Annotated in this window: 14 protein-coding genes; 11 read left to right on the top strand and 3 right to left on the bottom strand. The window is 75.2% G+C overall.

Annotation, left to right across the window (positions count from 1 at the left end; genetic code table 11):
* Positions 1-12 precede the first annotated feature (12 nt).
* From ACWPWV_RS08510 to ACWPWV_RS08485, 6 genes are all read left to right on the top strand, one after another.
* Positions 13-981, top strand: a complete 969-nt coding sequence (locus ACWPWV_RS08510; protein ID WP_454042839.1) for a metal ABC transporter substrate-binding protein — start codon at positions 13-15, stop codon at positions 979-981.
* Complete coding sequence (locus ACWPWV_RS08505) at positions 981-1,793, top strand: metal ABC transporter ATP-binding protein (protein ID WP_454042488.1); 813 nt, start codon at positions 981-983, stop codon at positions 1,791-1,793. The genes ACWPWV_RS08510 and ACWPWV_RS08505 overlap by 1 nt, the downstream gene beginning before the upstream one ends.
* Complete coding sequence (locus ACWPWV_RS08500) at positions 1,790-2,674, top strand: metal ABC transporter permease (protein WP_454042487.1); 885 nt, start codon at positions 1,790-1,792, stop codon at positions 2,672-2,674. Before ACWPWV_RS08505 ends, ACWPWV_RS08500 begins: the two co-directional genes overlap by 4 nt.
* An 89-nt stretch (positions 2,675-2,763) precedes the next feature.
* The gene (locus ACWPWV_RS08495; RefSeq protein ID WP_454042486.1) at positions 2,764-3,264 is read left to right on the top strand and encodes a hypothetical protein; all 501 of its coding nucleotides are present in this window, start codon (positions 2,764-2,766) and stop codon (positions 3,262-3,264) included.
* A gap of 59 nt (positions 3,265-3,323) precedes the next feature.
* Positions 3,324-4,961 carry a phosphatase PAP2 family protein gene (locus ACWPWV_RS08490; RefSeq protein WP_454042485.1) on the top strand — a complete coding sequence of 546 codons (1,638 nt, stop codon included), beginning with the start codon at positions 3,324-3,326 and terminating at the stop codon, positions 4,959-4,961.
* A gap of 49 nt (positions 4,962-5,010) precedes the next feature.
* Positions 5,011-6,084, top strand: coding sequence for an LLM class flavin-dependent oxidoreductase (locus ACWPWV_RS08485; RefSeq protein WP_454042484.1), 1,074 nt, complete (start codon positions 5,011-5,013; stop codon positions 6,082-6,084).
* Between the two features lie 134 nt (positions 6,085-6,218).
* Here the strand turns inward: ACWPWV_RS08485 and ACWPWV_RS08480 are convergent, their stop codons facing one another.
* The gene (locus tag ACWPWV_RS08480) at positions 6,219-7,337 is read right to left on the bottom strand and encodes an NAD-dependent epimerase/dehydratase family protein (RefSeq protein ID WP_454042483.1); all 1,119 of its coding nucleotides are present in this window, start codon (positions 7,335-7,337) and stop codon (positions 6,219-6,221) included.
* A gap of 66 nt (positions 7,338-7,403) precedes the next feature.
* Positions 7,404-8,285, bottom strand: a complete 882-nt coding sequence (locus ACWPWV_RS08475; RefSeq protein ID WP_454042482.1) for a siderophore-interacting protein — start codon at positions 8,283-8,285, stop codon at positions 7,404-7,406.
* A 69-nt stretch (positions 8,286-8,354) separates the two neighbouring features.
* Between ACWPWV_RS08475 and ACWPWV_RS08470 the strand changes: the two genes are divergently transcribed.
* The 3 genes from ACWPWV_RS08470 (at position 8,355) to ACWPWV_RS08460 (ending at position 10,011) form a co-directional block, all read left to right on the top strand.
* Positions 8,355-8,771 carry a pentapeptide repeat-containing protein gene (locus ACWPWV_RS08470; protein WP_454042481.1) on the top strand — a complete coding sequence of 139 codons (417 nt, stop codon included), beginning with the start codon at positions 8,355-8,357 and terminating at the stop codon, positions 8,769-8,771.
* Positions 8,772-8,824: 53 nt separating this feature from the next.
* The gene (locus tag ACWPWV_RS08465) at positions 8,825-9,412 is read left to right on the top strand and encodes an N-acetyltransferase family protein (RefSeq protein ID WP_454042480.1); all 588 of its coding nucleotides are present in this window, start codon (positions 8,825-8,827) and stop codon (positions 9,410-9,412) included.
* A gap of 209 nt (positions 9,413-9,621) precedes the next feature.
* Entirely contained in the window at positions 9,622-10,011 is a 390-nt protein-coding gene (locus ACWPWV_RS08460; RefSeq protein ID WP_454042479.1) for a hypothetical protein, read from the top strand.
* Positions 10,012-10,048: 37 nt separating this feature from the next.
* Here ACWPWV_RS08460 and ACWPWV_RS08455 read toward each other — a convergent pair whose 3' ends face one another.
* On the bottom strand, positions 10,049-10,987 hold the full coding sequence (locus ACWPWV_RS08455; RefSeq protein ID WP_454042478.1) for a potassium channel family protein: 939 nt from the start codon (positions 10,985-10,987) through the stop codon (positions 10,049-10,051).
* A 176-nt stretch (positions 10,988-11,163) separates the two neighbouring features.
* Between ACWPWV_RS08455 and hrpA the strand changes: the two genes are divergently transcribed.
* Together hrpA and ACWPWV_RS08445 are read left to right on the top strand one after the other, a co-directional pair.
* Positions 11,164-16,026, top strand: a complete 4,863-nt coding sequence (hrpA, locus tag ACWPWV_RS08450; protein WP_454042477.1) for an ATP-dependent RNA helicase HrpA — start codon at positions 11,164-11,166, stop codon at positions 16,024-16,026.
* A 160-nt stretch (positions 16,027-16,186) separates the two neighbouring features.
* Positions 16,187-17,392 (top strand): beta-ketoacyl-[acyl-carrier-protein] synthase family protein, encoded by a 1,206-nt coding sequence (locus ACWPWV_RS08445; RefSeq protein WP_454042476.1) that lies wholly within the window; start codon positions 16,187-16,189, stop codon positions 17,390-17,392.
* Positions 17,393-17,406 lie beyond the last annotated feature (14 nt).

The raw sequence follows: 17,406 nt of genomic DNA, 5'->3' as shown, positions 1-17,406 counted from the left end.
ATGTTTTTCGGTATGCCGAACTTCTACTCGCGACGGCGTCCCGCCGGCACCGCCGCAGCGCTCGCGGGGCTCGCCCTCGCCCTGTCGGCGTGCTCGCCCGGCACCGACGCCGGCTCGGCGAGCGGCCCCGCGGACGACCGCCCGGTCGTCCTCACGACGTTCACGGTGCTGGCCGACATGGCGCGCAACGTGGCCGGCGACCGTCTGCGCGTCGAGTCGATCACCAAGGTCGGGGCGGAGATCCACGGCTACGAACCCACCCCGGGCGACCTGCGCCGCGCGGCCGAGGCCGACCTGGTCCTCGACAACGGCCTCGGCCTCGAGGCGTGGTTCGACCGGTTCGTCGGCGACCTCGACGTGCCGCACGTCGTCGTGAGCGATGGGGTCGACACGATCCCGCTCGGCGACGACACCGCCGAGGAGTACCAGGGCACCGCGAACCCGCACGCCTGGATGTCGCCCGTGAACGGGCAGCTGTACGTGCACAACATCGCCGACGCGTTCGCCGAGCTCGACCCCGAGCACGCCGACGAGTACCGCGCCGCGGCCGACGACTACGCCGCCGAGATCGGCGCCGTCCACGACGAGCTCACCGCGGCGCTCGACACGCTCCCGCCCGAGCATCGCGTGCTCGTCACGTGCGAGGGCGCCTTCTCCTACCTCGCACGCGACGCGGGGCTCGCGGAGCACTACCTGTGGGCCGTCAACGCCGAGCAGCAGGCCACACCGCGGCAGGTCGCCGGCACCATCGAGCGCGTGGAGCGCGACGAGGTCCCGGCCGTCTTCTGCGAGTCCACGGTGTCCGACGAGCCCATGCAGCGCGTCGTCGAGGCGACCGGCGCGACGTTCGGCGGCGTGCTCTACGTCGACTCGCTCTCCGAGCCCGACGGTCCCGTCCCGACCTACCTCGACCTGCTGCGCCACGACGCGGGCACGATCGTCGGCGCCCTCACCGGCGAGGCGCCGGGGAGCGAGGGGTGATGGCGCGCGACCGGGCGGCGTCGGGCGACGGGGCGGCGTCGGGTGACGGGGTGGCGCGGGGCGCGGCGACGGACGGCGCGCCGGCGATCGACGTGCGCGACCTCACGGTCCACCACGGCGACGTCCTGGCGCTCGACGACGTCTCCCTGACGCTCGGCCCGACGGCGGGTCGCGGGACGGTGTGCGGGCTCGTCGGGATGAACGGCTCGGGGAAGTCCACGCTGTTCAGGGCGATCATGGGCATGCTGCGCCCGGACCACGGCACCGTCCTGCTCGACGGCGCCCCGCCGGCCCGCGCCCGGCGGGCCCAGGCCGTGGGGTACGTGCCGCAGAGCGAGGACGTCGACTGGGCGTTCCCGCTGAGCGTCCACGACGTCGTCATGACGGGGCGGTACGGCTACCAGGGCTTCACCCGGCGGCCGCGCGCCGCGGACCGCGCGGCGGTGGAGCACGCGCTCGAGCGCGTCGAGCTCGCCGACCACGCGGACCGGCAGATCGGCGCGCTCTCCGGCGGGCAGCGCAAGCGCGCGTTCGTCGCGCGCGGCCTCGCGCAGGGTGCGACCACCCTCCTCCTCGACGAGCCGTTCGCCGGGGTCGACAAGCGGTCGGAGGCGACGATCACCGCGCTGCTGCGCGAGCTCGCGCGGGACGGCGCGACGGTCCTCGTCTCGACGCACGACCTGCACGGCCTGCCCGCCCTCGCCGACGAGGCGGTCCTGCTCATGCGCCGCGTCCTGCTGCACTCGACGCCCGAGGAGGTCCTGCGCCCGGAGAACCTGGCGCTCGCGTTCGGGCTGGAGGTCGCGCCGTGAGCCCGGGGCTCTGGGACCTGGTCGTCGAGCCGCTGTCGTTCGAGTTCGTGCGGACGGCGCTCGCCGTGACGGTGACGGCGGGCGTCGTGTGCGGGGTCCTGTCCTGCTGGCTCGTGCTCATCGGCTGGTCGCTCATGGGCGACGCGGTGTCGCACGCCGTGCTGCCGGGCGTCGTGCTCGCGTACGTCGTCGGGGCGCCGTTCGCGCTCGGCGCCCTCCTCTTCGGCCTGCTCGCGGTGCTGCTCATCGGCGCGGTCCGGGACACGAGCCGGGTCAAGGAGGACGCGGCGATCGGGGTCGTGTTCACGACGCTCTTCGCCCTCGGCCTCGTCCTCATCTCCGTCACGCCGAGCCAGACCGACCTCAACCACATCCTGTTCGGCAACCTCCTCGGGGTCTCGCGCGCCGACCTGCTGCAGGTGCTGGTGCTCGGCACCGTGACGCTCGCGGTCGTCGTGCTCAAGCGGCGCGACCTCACGCTCTACGCGTTCGACCCCGTGCACGCGCACGCGATCGGCCTGTCGCCCCGCCGGCTCGGCGCGCTGCTGCTCGGCCTGCTCGCCCTCACGGTGGTCGTCGCGCTGCAGGCCGTCGGCGTCGTGCTCGTCGTCGCGCTGCTCATCACGCCGGGCGCGACGGCGTACCTGCTCACCGACCGGTTCTCGCGCATGCTGTGGATCTCGCCGCTCGTCGCGTCGGTGAGCGGGGTCGTCGGGATCTTCCTCAGCTACTGGCTCGACACGTCGTCGGGAGGGACCGTCGTCGTGACGCTCGGCGCCGTGTTCGGCCTGGCGTACCTGTTCGGGCCGCGCCACGGGCTCCTCACGACGCGCGTCGCGCGGGCACGGCGACGGCGCGCCGTCGCCGCGGCGCGCTCCTGAGGCGTCCGGCCTGCGCTGTGTGCGAAATCTCCACACCTCGGGGCCCGATTCCCTGGCTCTTCCCAGGAACGCCCCCCAGACTGTTCACCATGTCAGCGAGGACGAGCGATCAGCCGGCGACGCCGCGGACGAGGACGTCTGCCCGTTTCGCCGCCGCGAGCCTGCTCGCGCTGTCGATGATGCTCCCGCTCGGCGCGACAGCGAGCGCCGCCGAGGTGGAACAGCTCATCGCCGACGCACAGGTCCAGACCGAGACGATCGGCGACGACATCGAACGCGTCGGCTCCCACCTGCCCGCCCTGCACCCCGTGCTCCGCAACGACGTCGTCGACGCGACCGAGTCCGTCCAGGCCGCGACCGACGAGGCGCGCGCGGCGCTCGACCGCGCCCAGGACGCCGAGAACGCGGCCGACGGTCGCGCAGCGGTGGCCCTGGCCGACGCGCAGGTCGCGCTCGACGCCGCGTCCGCCCAGCTCCGGTACGTCACCGACCTCGCGCACGACGCCGGCGAGGGCGTCGCCGTCGCCCTCGAGCGGCTCCAGGCGCACATCGACGAGCTCCGGGGCGAGACGACGCGCGCGACCGCCTGAGTCTCGCGACGATGGCGTCCCTGGTCCCGCGCCGGCCGCGGCCTCGTGCCGTGCGGCGCGTGACGGGCCTCGTCAAGCCGCACGAGGCGTTCCCGGCCGTCGCCCGCGCCGACCGGTCGATCAACGACCGCACGAACCGCCGTCGGCTCGGGACGCGGGCGGACGCGGCCCTCGCGAGCCTGTCCACCGCCGCCGACCGCGGCGCGCTGTGGGGCGGCCTCGCCCTCGCCGCCGCCGCGACGGGGCCGCGCGGCCGGCGTGCCGCCGTGCGAGGCTACGGCTCGCTCCTCGCCGCGAGCGCCGTCGCGAACCTCGTGGGCAAGACGGTGTTCGGCGGCGAGCGGCCGTCGCTCGAGAGCCTCCCCGCGTGGCGGCGGCTCGCCCACCCCCCGACCTCGCCGTCGTTCCCCTCCGGCCACTCCGCGTCGGCGGCGGCCTTCGTCACGGGCGTGGCCGTGGAGTGGCCCGCGCTCGGCGTCGCGCTGGTGCCCCTCGCGACCGCCGTGGCCTACTCGCGCCTGCACACCGGGTCGCACTGGTTCTCGGACGTCGCGGCCGGAGTCGCGGTGGGCGCCACCGTCGCGCTCGTGGGGCGGGCGGTCGCGCCCGGGTCCCACCGTCGCCGCGACGCCGCGCCGGCCGGCCCCACCGCCGACGTCCCCGCGCTGCCCGACGGCGCCGGGCTCTTCGTCGTGGCCAACCCCGCGGCCGGCTCGGGCCGGGTCCTCGCGGAGGACCCGGCCGCGGCCGTCCGGGACGGGCTCCCGGCGGCCGAGCTACATCTCCTGTCCGACGGCGACGACCTGCGCGCCCTGTACGACGACGACGCGGCGGCGCGCGGGGCGAGGGCGCTGGGGGTCAGCGGCGGCGACGGCACGGTGTCGACGGCGGCCGCGGCGGCCCGCGCGCACGACCTGCCCCTCGTGGTGCTGCCCGGCGGGACGCTCAACCACTTCGCGCGGGCGGCCGGCCTCGGCTCGGTCGCGGCCTCCCTCGCCGCGGTGCGCGCGGGGACGGGTGCCGTGATCGACGTCGCGGACCTGGACGTCACGGGTCCCGGCGTCGACGGCGACCCGCGCCGCGGTGCGCGCACGGTCCTCAGCACGTTCTCGGTCGGGGTGTACCCGGAGCTCGTCACCGAGCGGGAGCGCTACGAGCACCGGCTCGGGAAGTGGCCCGCGGCGGTGCTCGCCGCCGCGCGCGTCCTCGGCAGCGCGCGGCCCGTACGGCTCGACGTGGCCGGCCACGAGGTCAGGAGCGGCGACTACTGGTCGCTCTTCGCCGGCGTGAACCGCTACTACCCGCAGAGCCTCGCGCCCGTCGAGCGCCGCCGCCTGGACGACGGGGTGCTCGACGTCCGCACCGCCCGTGCCGAGCGCCGCGCGAGCCGTCTGCGCACGTTCCTCGAGGTGGCGGCCGGCGACACCGGGACCCGGCTCGCGCGCCGCGTGCCCGGGGTGCGCCGGCACCTCGTCGTCGGGGCCACGGCGGTCGAGCGGCTCGACCTGCGGTTCCCCGCGCGCGGGCCGGGCGACCCGCACGTCGTCCTCGCGCACGACGGCGAGGTGCTGACCGTGGGTGACCACGCGTCGTCGGGCACGGTCCGCGTGCGGCTCACGGTCCGCCGCGCGGCGCTGCGCCTCTACGTCCCGGCCGGCGAGGCGCTCGCGGAAGATCCCGCGCCCCGGAACCGTTGACCGGACGCACCCGTCGGCCCCGACGGCGCACGACGACCGAGGAGAGACCATGACCGAGCCCACCACCGCCCCCGCGGAGACGACCGCTCCCGAGCAGGTCGAGCTGGGTCTCGACACGTTCGGCGACGTCACGGCCGGGCCGGACGGTGCGCCGGTCACCGCGGCGCGCACGATCCGCGAGGTCGTCGACGAGGCCGTGCTCGCGGACCAGGTGGGCGTCGACTTCTTCGGAGTCGGCGAGCACCACCGCGAGGACTTCGCCGTGAGCGCGCCCGAGGTCGTGCTCGCGGGCATCGCGACGCGCACGTCGCGGATCCGGCTCGGGTCGGCCGTCACGGTGCTCAGCTCGGACGACCCCGTGCGCGTCTTCGAGCGCTTCGCGACGCTCGACGCCCTGTCCGACGGCCGCGCCGAGGTGATCCTCGGGCGCGGGTCGTTCATCGAGTCGTTCCCCCTCTTCGGCTACGACCTCTCCGACTACGAGGTGCTGTTCGAGGAGAAGCTCGACCTGTTCGTGCACCTGCTCGACGAGGGACCGGTGTCGTGGTCCGGCACGACGCGCGCGGTGCTGAGCGGGCTGGAGGTCTTCCCGAAGACCGAGTCCGGACGCCTGCGCACCTGGGTCGGCGTCGGCGGGTCGCCGGAGTCGGTGGTCCGCACCGCGCGCCACGGCCTCGGGCTCATGCTCGCGATCATCGGCGGCGAGCCCGAGCGGTTCCGCCCGTACGTCGACCTGTACCACCGCGCGGTCGACGAGCTCGGGCAGCCGGTGCTGCCGGTCGGCGTGCACTCCCCCGGGCACGTCGCCGAGACCGACGAGCAGGCGCAGGAGGAGGTCTACGAGCACTTCGCGGCCATGAACAACCGCATCGGCCGCGAGCGCGGCTGGCCCGCCTACCACCGCGGCCGGTTCGCGCACGACATCCGCGACGGGTCGCTGTACGTCGGCTCGCCCGAGACGGTCGCCCGCAAGATCGCGTCGACCGTCCGCACGCTCGGCGCCGGCCGGTTCGACCTCAAGTACTCGTCCGGCACGCTGCCGCACGACGCCATGATGCGCAGCATCGAGCTCTACGGGACCCGGGTGATCCCCCGGGTGCGCGAGCTCCTCGCCGAGGGCTGAGCCAGGGCAGCGCGCCGAGCACGACCTGAAGGTCGTCAACCGGTCGTCGGCGACCTTCAGGTCGTGCTCGACGGCGCGCGACGTCGTGCTCGACACCGCTGCCCGCACGGTCGGCAGCGCGAGGCGAGGGACGCTCAGGCCGTGAAGCCGACGCCCGGTCGGCCGGGTGCGTGGCGTGCGCCGGAGCCGGCGGCGGCGTCAGCACCGGCGAGGCGGAGCACCTCCTGCTCCAGCTCCGGCGGCAGCCCGATGCCGGGCCGGTCGGCGCGCTGCGGCGTCGCCTCCCCCGCGGAGTCCAGGGACTGCAGCCAGTCCCACGTGTCGCGGACCGTCTCGCGCACGTCGCGCGTGCGCAGCCCGAGGGAGAACGCGCGCGACACGTCCGAGCCGTGCAGGGCGTCGTGCAGCTCTCCCGGCGGGAACCACACCGGCAGCTGCGTCCACGGCTGGATCCCCGCGCGCTCCACCACGTCCGGCTCGACCCACACGAGCTCCGCGGGCGCGGCACCCGCCTCGGCCGCGGCGTCGGCGGTGACCGCGACGCACGCGGACAGCAGCTCGCGCATCGTCGTGTGGCCCGGCGCCGAGACGACGTCCACCGGTCCCGACGCGCCCGTGATCGCCGCGTCGAGGGCGAACGCCGCGAGGTCGCGCGCGTCGACGTACTGCAGGGGCAGCTCCGCCGGCCCCGGTGCCAGGACGGGGCCGCCGCGCGCGACGCGGCGCAGCCACCACGGCAGGCGGCCGACGTTCTCGCGCGGCCCGAGGATCAGGCCGGCGCGCAGCAGGAGCGCGCGGTCGCCCAGCGCGTCCACGGCGGCGATCTCGGCGCCCCGCTTCGCGCGCGCGTAGTCGTCGTGCGTCTCCTCGTCCGGGTGGGCGTCGACGAGCGGCGCCGACTCGTCCGCACCCCGCGGCGTCCACGGCGCGTACACCGAGCGCGACGACACGTACACGTACCGGCTGTCGCCGGGGATCCGCCCCGCGAGCAGTCGCGCGGCGTCCCGCACCGCGACGGGCGCCCAGGACCACGTGTCGACGACGACGTCCCACTTCTGCGCGACGTCGTCCGACCGCAGGGCGTCGAGGCCGTCGGGGCGGGTGCGGTCGCCGACCAGGGCGGTGACGGCGTCGGGCACGGGGCGCGTGCCGCGGTTGAGAACGGTGACGTCCCAGCCGCGCGCGAGGGCGTCGTCGACCACCGCGCGGCCGACGAAGTCCGAACCACCGAGGACCAGGAGCCGTGTCGTCATGCGCCCCAGCGTCGCGCACGGCGCGCCCGCACGCAGCCGCTTACGCGGTCGGCAGACGACGCAGGCTCAGTCCGGGTCGCTCGGGTCCAGCGGGGCGTCGGGGTCGAGGTTCACGACGCCGCGCCGCCAGTAGCCGTGGATCGCGAGCTGGTCGGGGCGTGCGCCCGCGCGGCGCAGGTCGCGGCGCACGGGGACGAGGTCGGTCGCCTCGCCCACCCCCACCACGTACTCGTCCGGCTCGGGCACGCCGAGAGCGCGCACGGCCTCGGCGAGCTGTCCCGGCCCGTCGGTGCGGTAGAGGATCTCGACGGTCGCGCGCCCGAGCTCGTCCTCGACGAACGCCTCGTCGACGTCGTCGCCGATCTCGACGATCGCCGTCACCGGGACGTCCGGCCCGACGGCCGCGACCCAGCGCGCGAGCGCGGGCAGCCCCGCCTCGTCACCGACGAGCGTCAGCCGCCCGATCCCGTCGGGCACGCTGCGGCTCGACGCCGGCCCGGCGAGCACGACCTCGTCCCCCGGCGTCGCGCGCGCCGCCCAGGCGGACGCCGGACCACCCGGCTCCCCGGGCGCGGCGCCCGGGACGTCGTCGCCGTGCAGCACCCAGTCGACGTCGACCTCCGCGACCCCGTCGACGGTCCGGGTCGCACGGACCGTCATCTCGCGGGAGATCGACACGACGCCCGTCGGGCGCTGGAGCGCCCCGTCGGGCGCGAGGGTCGGGGCGTGCAGGACGCCGGTCGCCGGGTCGGGCAGGAAGACCTTCGCGTGGTCGTCGGGGCCGGGGGCCAGGAGCGCGGCCAGCGACAGCGGGCCTTCGGCCCGGTCGCCGTCGGCGACGGCGTCGCGGAAGGTGATGCGGCGCAGAGACGCCGAGGTCTCCCGGACGGCGTGGACGCGCACGCGACGTGGGACCAGGTCGAGGCGGGTGCGGGGACGCGTGAACACCCTGCGATTCCATCACGACCGCCACGGCTAGTCTGGCGTCCCGGCCGCCGACGACACCGAGGAGCGACGATGTCCAGGACCTCCCGCCGGGCCACGCTCGACGACCTCGTCCGCGCCTCGCGGTACGCGTCCCTGCGCCGCATCGACGGCGACGGTGCGTCCCTCGCGTCGATCACCCTCCGAGACCTGTTCGTCATCGGGTCGACGTTCGTCGGGGCCGACCTGCGGCACGCGACGCTCGACGGCTGCGCCTTCCTGTGGTGCGACCTGACCGGGACGAACCTGCGAGGAGCGTCGCTGCGCGGCGCCTCGTTCAGCGGCACCTGCCTGCGCGGCGCCGACCTGCGGGACGCGGACCTCACCTCCGCGCGCTTCGGCTCGACGGGTGACCCGGTGCACGTCACGGACCTGACGGGAGCGCTCCTCGACGGTGCGACGCTGCGCGACACGACGTTCGAGGACGTGCTCGGCCTGCTGGACCGGTGAGGCCGCGCGCCGCCGTGCAGCGGCTGTCGGCGCGTGGGTCTAGCGTGACGACCGTGGGGACGAGAACGCTGGCGGGCCACGACGTCGAGGTCCGCTCCGCCGTCGGGCGCTTCGACGACTTCGCGACGGTCGTGGGGCCGAGGAAGGCGGGCGTCGGCGCGTGCTGGTGCATGTCCTACCGCGACAGCCGCGTCTCGAACGACGGCCGCCCCGGGTACATGGCCGACCTGTGCGACGCGGAGCCCGGCCCGGGCGTGCTCGCGTACGTCGACGGCGAGGTCGCGGGCTGGTGCTCCGTCGCGCCGCGCAGCACGTACCGGCGGCTCATGCACTCGCGCACCATCCCGTTCGTCGACGACCTCGACGCATGGAGCGCCGTCTGCTTCGTCGTGCGGCCCGGGTACCGCAAGCAGGGCCTCCTGCACGAGCTGCTCGCGGGCGCCGTCGAGCACGCCGCCGCGCACGGTGCACCCGCGGTCGAGGGCTACCCCGTGGACTCGCGCGGCGAGCGGGTCGACGTCATCTCGGGGTACGTCGGCAGCGTCGACGTCTTCGAGCGGGCCGGCTTCGTCCGCGCCGCCCCCACGACGGGCGTCAGCGGAGGGACGACGCGGGTCGTCATGCGCAAGGCGCTGGGCTGAGCCTCGTCGCCGAACCCGGGATCGCGCGGCACGAAGGACGGTCCGTCGCCCACAGCCGGGGTTCGGCGTCACGATCCGGCGACGATCCCGGCCGGCGCCGGTCGAGCGTGCGACGGCGCACCTACGGTCCGGCCATGGGAGCTCTCGTCCGTCCCCGTCCTCGCCCCGGCCGCCGCCTCCGGGCCCGACGACGCGGGGTGGTGACCGGCGTGACGGTCGCCGTCTGCGTCGCCGGAGCGCTCGCCGGGTGCGACGCCCTGCGGGGCGGCGCGGACGTGACGGTCGACGGGGTCGCCCTCTGGGGTCACAGCGTCGGCGCCGGGGACGGCGCGCTCCTCGAGGGGACGCTGACCGTCGAGGACGGGTGCGTGTACGTCACCGACATCACCGGCACGCGGTGGCTCCCGGTGTTCAGCGAGGATCGCGTGGGCTGGGACGGCGAGACGCTGAGCGCAGCCGGCGGCGCGTTCGTCGACGGCGACCCGATCAGCCTCGCGGGCGGTGTCCTCGTGGAGGGCGCCTCGGCGTGGGAGCCGCCCGAGGGCCTGCACGTACCCGCGCCGTGCGAGCCGGAGAACGTCTGGAACGGGACGCGCTGACCTCACGTGCCGGACTCCCGCGGCCGGCCAGGACACGTCAGGCCCGGTCGCTGCGCGTGGGTCGCCGGGACCCGATCGCCGAGGGCACGTGGTCCTGGTCGTCGGCGTAGGCGGCGAAGATCTCCTCGGTGGAGCCGCCCGTGTGCAGGTACTGGTCGTCGAGGAGCGCCGCGAACCGGTCGAGCGTCCACCGGAGGGACGCGGCCGAGCGGCGCACCTCGGGGTCGGCGGACCGGCGCGCACCGTCCGCGAGGCCGACGCCCATGCCGACCGCGGCGGGCAGCGCCTCGTCCGGGTCGGCGTCCCGGAAGTAGTACGTCTCGCCGTAGTGACCGAGCTCCGCGTGGACCGTAGCCACCTCCTGGACGAGGTCCTCCACCGTCGACACCGGCAGGGCGACGGGATCGGCCGCGGGGGCGGGCGAGGTCAGCCGGTGCGCCTCGGCCAGAGCGGTCAGCCGGCGCGCGAGCGCACGACGGTGCGTGAGCGAGGGCGACACCTGCAGCACCCAGGACATCGACGCGCTCAGCAGCGCGAAGCCGACGAGCGCCTGGACCGCCGTGCACGACCGGGTCCAGCCCGTCGTCGGCACGACGTCACCGATCCCCAGCGTGGACAGCGCGACCATCGACACGTAGACGGTGTCGGCGAAGCGTTCCCACGTGTCGGCGGACGGTGGCCCGGTGGTGTCCTGGAAGCCCTCGGGCATCTGCGGCCAGAAGACGAACGACCAGCCGAGCACGGCGCCCGTCGCCCACCCGACGATGGTCGCGGCGAGGACGAGCGGACCGGCGAGGTCCAGCAGCAACCGGCGCGGCCGGGAGCGCGCCGGGAGACGGTGCACCGCCCACCACGTCGCGCGGCCCAGGGCGCCGCTCAGGCGCCCCTCGCCCGCCGGGTGCCACAACGTGTGGAAGACGTCGCGCAGCACGAGCACGATGACGGCGATGCCCGCCACGGTCAGGACCACGTCCATGAGGCTCCTCACCCTCGACCTCCGGCCCACCGTAGGCACGGCCTCTGGGCCTCGCTCGCGAGGTGGTCCCACGACGCCCGCCCCCGGACCGACGACGCGGACGTCCTGCCCCGGCGGCGCACGGTCCCGTACCCCGGGTGATTTGCGGTTGCCACCGCTTGAGAGAATGGGTCGTCGTGAGTCCCGAGTCCTCCCAGCCCCAGCCCGACGTGCGCCCTCCCCAGCAGGGCGGCGCCGCCGAGGGCACCCCTCGCGCGCCGGGCCGGCGACGCGGGAACCGCCGCCGCGGCCGCGGCCCCCAGGCGCAGGGACAGGGCGAGCGCCCGGAGCAGGGCGCGCGGTCCGACCGGCGCGAGCGGCCGGCGTCGGGCACGCGCCAGGTGAGCCGTGCCCAGCTCGAGCGGGCGGCCGCGAAGCGCGCTGCCGTCGAGGTCCCACCCATCGTCTACCCCGAGCAGCTCCCGGTCAGCGCGCGGCGCGACGACATCGCCGCCGCGATCCGCGACCACCAGGTCGTGGTGGTCGCGGGCGAGACGGGCTCGGGCAAGACGACGCAGCTCCCGAAGATCCTCCTCGACCTCGGACGCGGGCGTGCCGGGCAGATCGGGCACACGCAGCCCCGCCGGATCGCGGCACGCACGGTCGCCGAGCGCATCGCCGAGGAGCTCCAGGTGCCGCTGGGCGGCGTCGTCGGGTACCAGGTCCGGTTCACTGACACGTCGAGCGAGGACACGCTCGTCAAGGTCATGACCGACGGCATCCTGCTCGCGCAGATCCAGCGGGACCCGCAGCTCCTCGCCTACGACACGATCGTCATCGACGAGGCGCACGAGCGGTCGCTCAACATCGACTTCCTGCTCGGGTACCTCGCGCGGCTGCTGCCGCAGCGCCCCGATCTCAAGCTCGTCATCACGTCCGCGACGATCGACTCCGAGCGGTTCGCCGCGCACTTCTCGCCCGCGCACCTCGCCACGCTCGGCGGCGCGCCGGACTACGTCGTCGACGCCCTGCCCGACGCCGCGCCCGTCGTCGAGGTCTCCGGCCGGACGTACCCGGTCGAGATCCGCTACCGGCCGCTGTCCCCCGACGTCGACCCCGGGAGCGGGAAGACCGTCGGGAAGGCCAGGACCGAGGAGAAGGACCTCGTCACGGGCATCGTCGACGCGTGCGACGAGCTGATGCGCGAGGGCTCCGGCGACATCCTCGTGTTCCTCTCCGGCGAGCGCGAGATCCACGACGCCGCCGACGCCCTCGAAGGTCACCTCAAGGACCGCGTGCGCGACCCGAAGCACCCGCAGCGCGTCGAGATCCTCCCCCTCTACGCGCGCCTGTCCTCGGCGGAGCAGCACCGCGTGTTCCAGCAGCACGCGTCGCGCCGCATCGTCCTCGCGACCAATGTCGCCGAGACGTCGCTCACCGTCCCGGGGATCCACTACGTCGTCGACCCGGGCACCGCCCGCATCTCGCGCTACTCCAAGGCGACGAAGGTCCAGCGGCTGCCCATCGAGCCGGTCTCGCAGGCGAGCGCCAACCAGCGCTCGGGCCGCTCGGGCCGCGTCGCCGACGGCATCGCGATCCGCCTCTACTCCGAGGACGACTTCCTCTCCCGCCCCGAGTTCACCGAGCCCGAGATCCTGCGCACGTCCCTCGCGTCGGTGCTGCTCCAGATGATCTCGGTGGGCGTCGTCGGCTCGCCCGACGACGTCGCGCGCTTCCCGTTCGTCGAGCCCCCGGACACGCGCGCCGTGCGCGACGGCGTCCAGCTCCTCACCGAGCTCGGCGCCCTGGAGACCGTCGCGGCGGCCGACGGCGGGCAGCAGACCACTCGGCTCACCGAGGTCGGCCGCGTCCTCGCGCAGCTGCCCATGGACCCGCGCCTGGCCCGCATGATCTGGGAGGGCTCGACGCTCGGGGTCGCGCGCGAGGTCGCCATCATCGCGGCCGTCATGTCGATCCAGGACCCGCGCGAGCGCCCCGCCGAGCAGCGCCCCCAGGCCGACCAGCTCCACGCCCGCTTCACCGACCCGCACTCCGACTTCCTCACGTACCTCAACCTCTGGGAGTACGTCCGCGAGCAGCAGCACGACCTCTCCTCCTCGGCCTTCCGCCGCCTCTGCAAGGCCGAGTACCTGAACTTCCTCCGCATCCGCGAGTGGCAGGACGTCGTCGCCCAGCTCCGCGACATGGCCAAGCCCCTCGGCATCGACATGTCCTACCGCCCGCGCGGTGCACGGTCAGGTACGGCGGGCACCCCCGGGCGACAGGACGGACGAGCGGGTGGTGCGACGTCGGATGCGAAGGGCGTAGAAGCCGCGCTCGAGAACGGACGGCCGAGCACCCGAGGCGACGGCGCGGCCAGCCCGAGCACCGACGGCGCACCGGCCGCGCACCCGACCACCGGCCCGAGCACCGACGGCGCACCGGCCGCGGACCCGAGCACCGCCTACAAGCGCGCCTGGGACGGCGACACGATCCACCGCGCGCTGCTCGCCGGCCTGCTGTCGCAGATCGGGATGCAGGACACGGGCGACGTCAAGGCGTCGTCGGTCGCCCACCTCAAGGGCGAGGCGCGCGCGAAGGCGCTGCGCCGGGCGCAGAAGCAGGCGCGCAACGAGTACACGGGCGCACGCGGTGCGCGGTTCGCGATCTTCCCGGGCTCGCCGCTGAGCAAGAAGCCGCCGGCGTGGATCATGGCGGGCGAGCTCGTGGAGACGAGCCGCCTGTGGGCGCGCGACGTCGCACGCATCCAGCCGGAGTGGGCGGAGGACCTCGCGGGCGACCTCGCGCGGCGCACGTACTCCGAGCCGCACTGGTCGACGAAGCGGGGTGCGGCGATCGCCGTCGAGAAGGTGCTGCTGTACGGCGTGCCGATCGTCGCCGACCGCAAGGTGCTCTACGCGAAGGTCGACCCCGAGGCGGCGCGCGAGCTCTTCGTGCGGCACGCGCTCGTGCAGGGCGAGTGGACGACGCACCACCAGTTCTTCCACGAGAACCGGCGCCTCCTGGAGGAGGCGGAGGAGCTCGAGGCACGCTCGCGCCAGCGCGGTCTCGTGATCGACGACGAGGCGCTGTTCGCCTTCTACGACGAGCGCGTCCCCGACGACGTCGTCTCCGCGGCGCACTTCGACCGCTGGTGGAAGACGGCGCGGCGCCGCGACCCCGACCTGCTCACCTTCACGCTCGAGCAGCTCGTGCCCGACGCCGACCAGGTCGACACGTCGCAGTTCCCCGAGACCTGGCCGCAGGGCGAGCTCACGCTCCCGCTCACGTACCAGTTCCAGCCCGGCACGGAAGCCGACGGCGTCACGGTGCACGTCCCGATCTCCGTCCTCAACCGTGTCGTTCCCGACGGCTTCGACTGGATGGTCCCCGGCCTGCTCGACGAGCTCGCGACGGCGACGATCCGCTCGCTGCCGAAGCCGGTCCGCGTCCAGCTCGTGCCCGCCCCGGACGTCGCGCGCGACGTCGTCGCCTGGCTGCGCGACAACACCCCCGCGTGGGAGGACATGGCCCGCGCCGGCGACATGGCGGAGCCGTTCCACGTCGCGTTCACGCGCGCGGTCCGCGCGCTGCGCGACGTCGTGATCCCCGACGACGCGTGGGGCCCCGAGCAGGAGTCCCGCCTCCCGGCGCACCTGCGCATGACCTTCCGTGTCGTCGACCCACGACGCCAGGGTGAGGTGGTCCTCGACGAGTCGAAGGATCTCCTCGCACTCCAGCGCCGCCTCGCCGCCCAGAACCAGGCGGCGGTCCGCGCCGCCGTCAAGGGTGCGGTGGGCGCGGCGCTGCGGGAGGCGGCCGCTGGTGCGGAGTCGGGTACGGCGGCCGAGGGGGCGTCGGCGCTCGGGCTACCATCCGCACCGCTCGTCCCTCGCGGTGCTCCCGCCAGGCCCACCACGCCCTTCGCCACCGACGCCCCCTCCCCCGCCTCCGCGTCCGGCTCACCGGGGCGACACGACGGACGAGCGGGCGGTGCGACGTCGGATGCGAAGGGCGTAGAAGCCGCGCGCGGTCACGGACGGCCGACCGCTCGAGGCGACGGCGCGGCCAGCCCGAGCACCGACGGCGCACCGAACGCGGACCCGACCACGACGGCACTCGTCGCCGAGCAGACCGGGCTCACGTCGTGGCCGTCCGACCTGCCGGGCGGTGCGATCCCGGCCACGGTGTCGACGGACCTCGGGGGCGGCGTCGTCGTGCGGGGGTACCCGGCGCTCGTCGAGGAGCAGGACGCGAAGGGGCGGCCGACGGTCGCGCTGCGGGTGCTCGCGGACGCGAACGCGCAGGTGCGCGAGCACGCGCGCGGCGTGCGACGCCTGCTGCTGGGCGAGGTGGCGCTCGCGACGGGCCGGGTCACGAGCCGGTGGAGCGGGACGCAGTCGCTGACGCTCGCCGCGAGCCCGTACCGCAGCACCGACGCGCTGGTGACCGACCTGCAGCTCGCGTCGGTCATCGCCCTGACGAGCGGGGGCGGCGGGTCGTACGGGCCGCAGCCGGACGCGCGCACGATCCGCGACGCGGACGCGTACGCGGCGGCGCGCACGTTCGTCCGGCAGCACCTGGAGGACCAGGTGCACCGCGTCGTCGGCCACGTGGTGGCGGCCCTGTCGGCGGCGCGGACGCTGGACGGGGAGATCCGGTCGGCGAACAGCCTGGCGCTGCTCAACACGCTCACGGACCTGCGCGACCAGGTCGCGGGGCTGGTCCACGACGGGTTCGTCTCCGCGACGCCGCCGGACCGGCTGCCGCACCTCACCCGGTACCTGCGCGCGGCGTCGTACCGGCTGGAGAAGGCGCAGGCGAACCCGAACCGCGACGCGGAGCTCGCGTGGCGCGTGCACGACGTCGAGGAGGCGTTCGCGACGGCGCGCGCCGCCTACGCCGCCGGGCCCGCGGACGTCGGCCGGTCGCGCGAGCTCGCCGAGGTGCGCTGGTTGATCGAGGAGCTGCGGGTGTCGTTGTTCGCGCAGCAGCTCGGCACCGACGGCCCGGTGAGCGAGAAGCGGATCCGCAAGATCCTCAGCCCCGGCGGCTGGTGACCCGGGTCGACGTCCGGGCCGCCGCGGATCGAGCGGTGTGAGATCGGCCCGGGAGGTCCTCCGCACGCCCCGATACGACAGATGCGGCCTCCATGTCCTGGAATAGTGCCCATCAGCCGGCACCCGTCGCGGCGACGGGTCGAGGGAGCGGGGGGCGTCCATGACACGCGCAGTGGTGACAGGGTTCGGAGCGGTGACCCCTCTGGGGACCACCGCGGCGGCGACGTGGGACGGGTTGACGCGAGGTCGCTCGGGGATCCGCGCGATCGAGGACGACTGGGCGCAGGAGCTCCCGGTGCGCATCGCGGCACGGGTCGACGACGCGTTCGCGGAGGCGCTCAGCGTCCGCGAGTCCCGCCGCACCGACCGCGCCGAGCAGCTCGCGCTCGTCGCGGGCCGCGAGGCGTGGGAGTCGGCCGGTGCACCGGACGTCGACCCGACGCGCCTCGCGGTCGCGATCGGGTCCGCGAACGGGGGGATCGCGACGACGCTCGCGCAGGCGAAGGTGCTCGACGAGCAGGGCTACCGCCGCGTCTCTCCTCACAGCGTGACGATGCTCATGGCCAACGGGCCCGCGGCGTGGCTGTCGATCGTCCTGGGCGCCAAGGCCGGCGCGCGGGCACCGATCAGCGCGTGCGCGGCCGGCACGGAGGCGATCGCCATGGGCCGGGAGATGATCCTCGCGGGGTCGGCGGACGTCGTCGTCTGCGGAGGGGTCGAGGCGGGCGTGCTGCCGTTCTCCATCGCGGCGTTCGCGCAGTCGCGCGCGCTGTCGACCCGCAACGACCACCCGGAGAAGGCGTCGCGGCCCTTCGACGTCGGTCGCGACGGGTTCGTCATGGCCGAGGGGTCGGCGGTGCTCGTGCTGGAGGACGAGGAGCACGCGCGGGCGCGCGGCGCGACGGTCCACGGCGTGGTCGCCGGGGCCGCGCTGACGTCGGACGCCTTCGACATCGTGGGCGGCGATCCCGAGAACCAGGCACGCACGATCACGCAGGCCGTCCGGTCCGCGGGGCTCGTCCCGGGCGACGTCGGGCTGGTGCACGCCCACGCGACGTCGACCCCCGCCGGGGACGTCAACGAGGCGACGGCGATCCGCACGGCGCTGGGCGTGCCCCCGCCCGTCACGTCCACGAAGGGCGCGACCGGGCACCTGCTCGGTGCGTCCGGGGCGCTGGGCGCGCTCGCCGCGGTGCTGGCGCTGCGCGACGGCGTCGTGCCGCCCACGCTCAACCTCGACACGCAGGACCCGGCGATCGACCTCGACGTCGTCCGGGAGACGACACGGACGACGGCCCGGCACGCGCTGGTCAACGCGTTCGGGTTCGGCGGGCACAGCGCGAGCCTCGTGGTGTCGCGCGACTGAGCTCCGCCTCGACG

It is taken from the genome of Cellulosimicrobium sp. Marseille-Q8652 (assembly GCF_965112045.1).
The sequence above is the reverse complement of the archived record's forward strand: the minus strand, read 5'-3'. Positions and strand labels throughout refer to the sequence as shown.

Coding starts and splice junctions, on each gene's coding strand:
- ACWPWV_RS08510 (WP_454042839.1), top strand. CDS start 13: ATGCCGAACTTCTACTCGCGACGGCGTCCCGCCGGCACCGCCGCAGCG.
- ACWPWV_RS08505 (WP_454042488.1), top strand. CDS start 981: ATGGCGCGCGACCGGGCGGCGTCGGGCGACGGGGCGGCGTCGGGTGAC.
- ACWPWV_RS08495 (WP_454042486.1), top strand. CDS start 2,764: ATGTCAGCGAGGACGAGCGATCAGCCGGCGACGCCGCGGACGAGGACG.
- ACWPWV_RS08485 (WP_454042484.1), top strand. CDS start 5,011: ATGACCGAGCCCACCACCGCCCCCGCGGAGACGACCGCTCCCGAGCAG.
- ACWPWV_RS08480 (WP_454042483.1), bottom strand. CDS start 7,337: ATGACGACACGGCTCCTGGTCCTCGGTGGTTCGGACTTCGTCGGCCGC.
- ACWPWV_RS08470 (WP_454042481.1), top strand. CDS start 8,355: ATGTCCAGGACCTCCCGCCGGGCCACGCTCGACGACCTCGTCCGCGCC.
- ACWPWV_RS08455 (WP_454042478.1), bottom strand. CDS start 10,987: ATGGACGTGGTCCTGACCGTGGCGGGCATCGCCGTCATCGTGCTCGTG.
- ACWPWV_RS08445 (WP_454042476.1), top strand. CDS start 16,187: ATGACACGCGCAGTGGTGACAGGGTTCGGAGCGGTGACCCCTCTGGGG.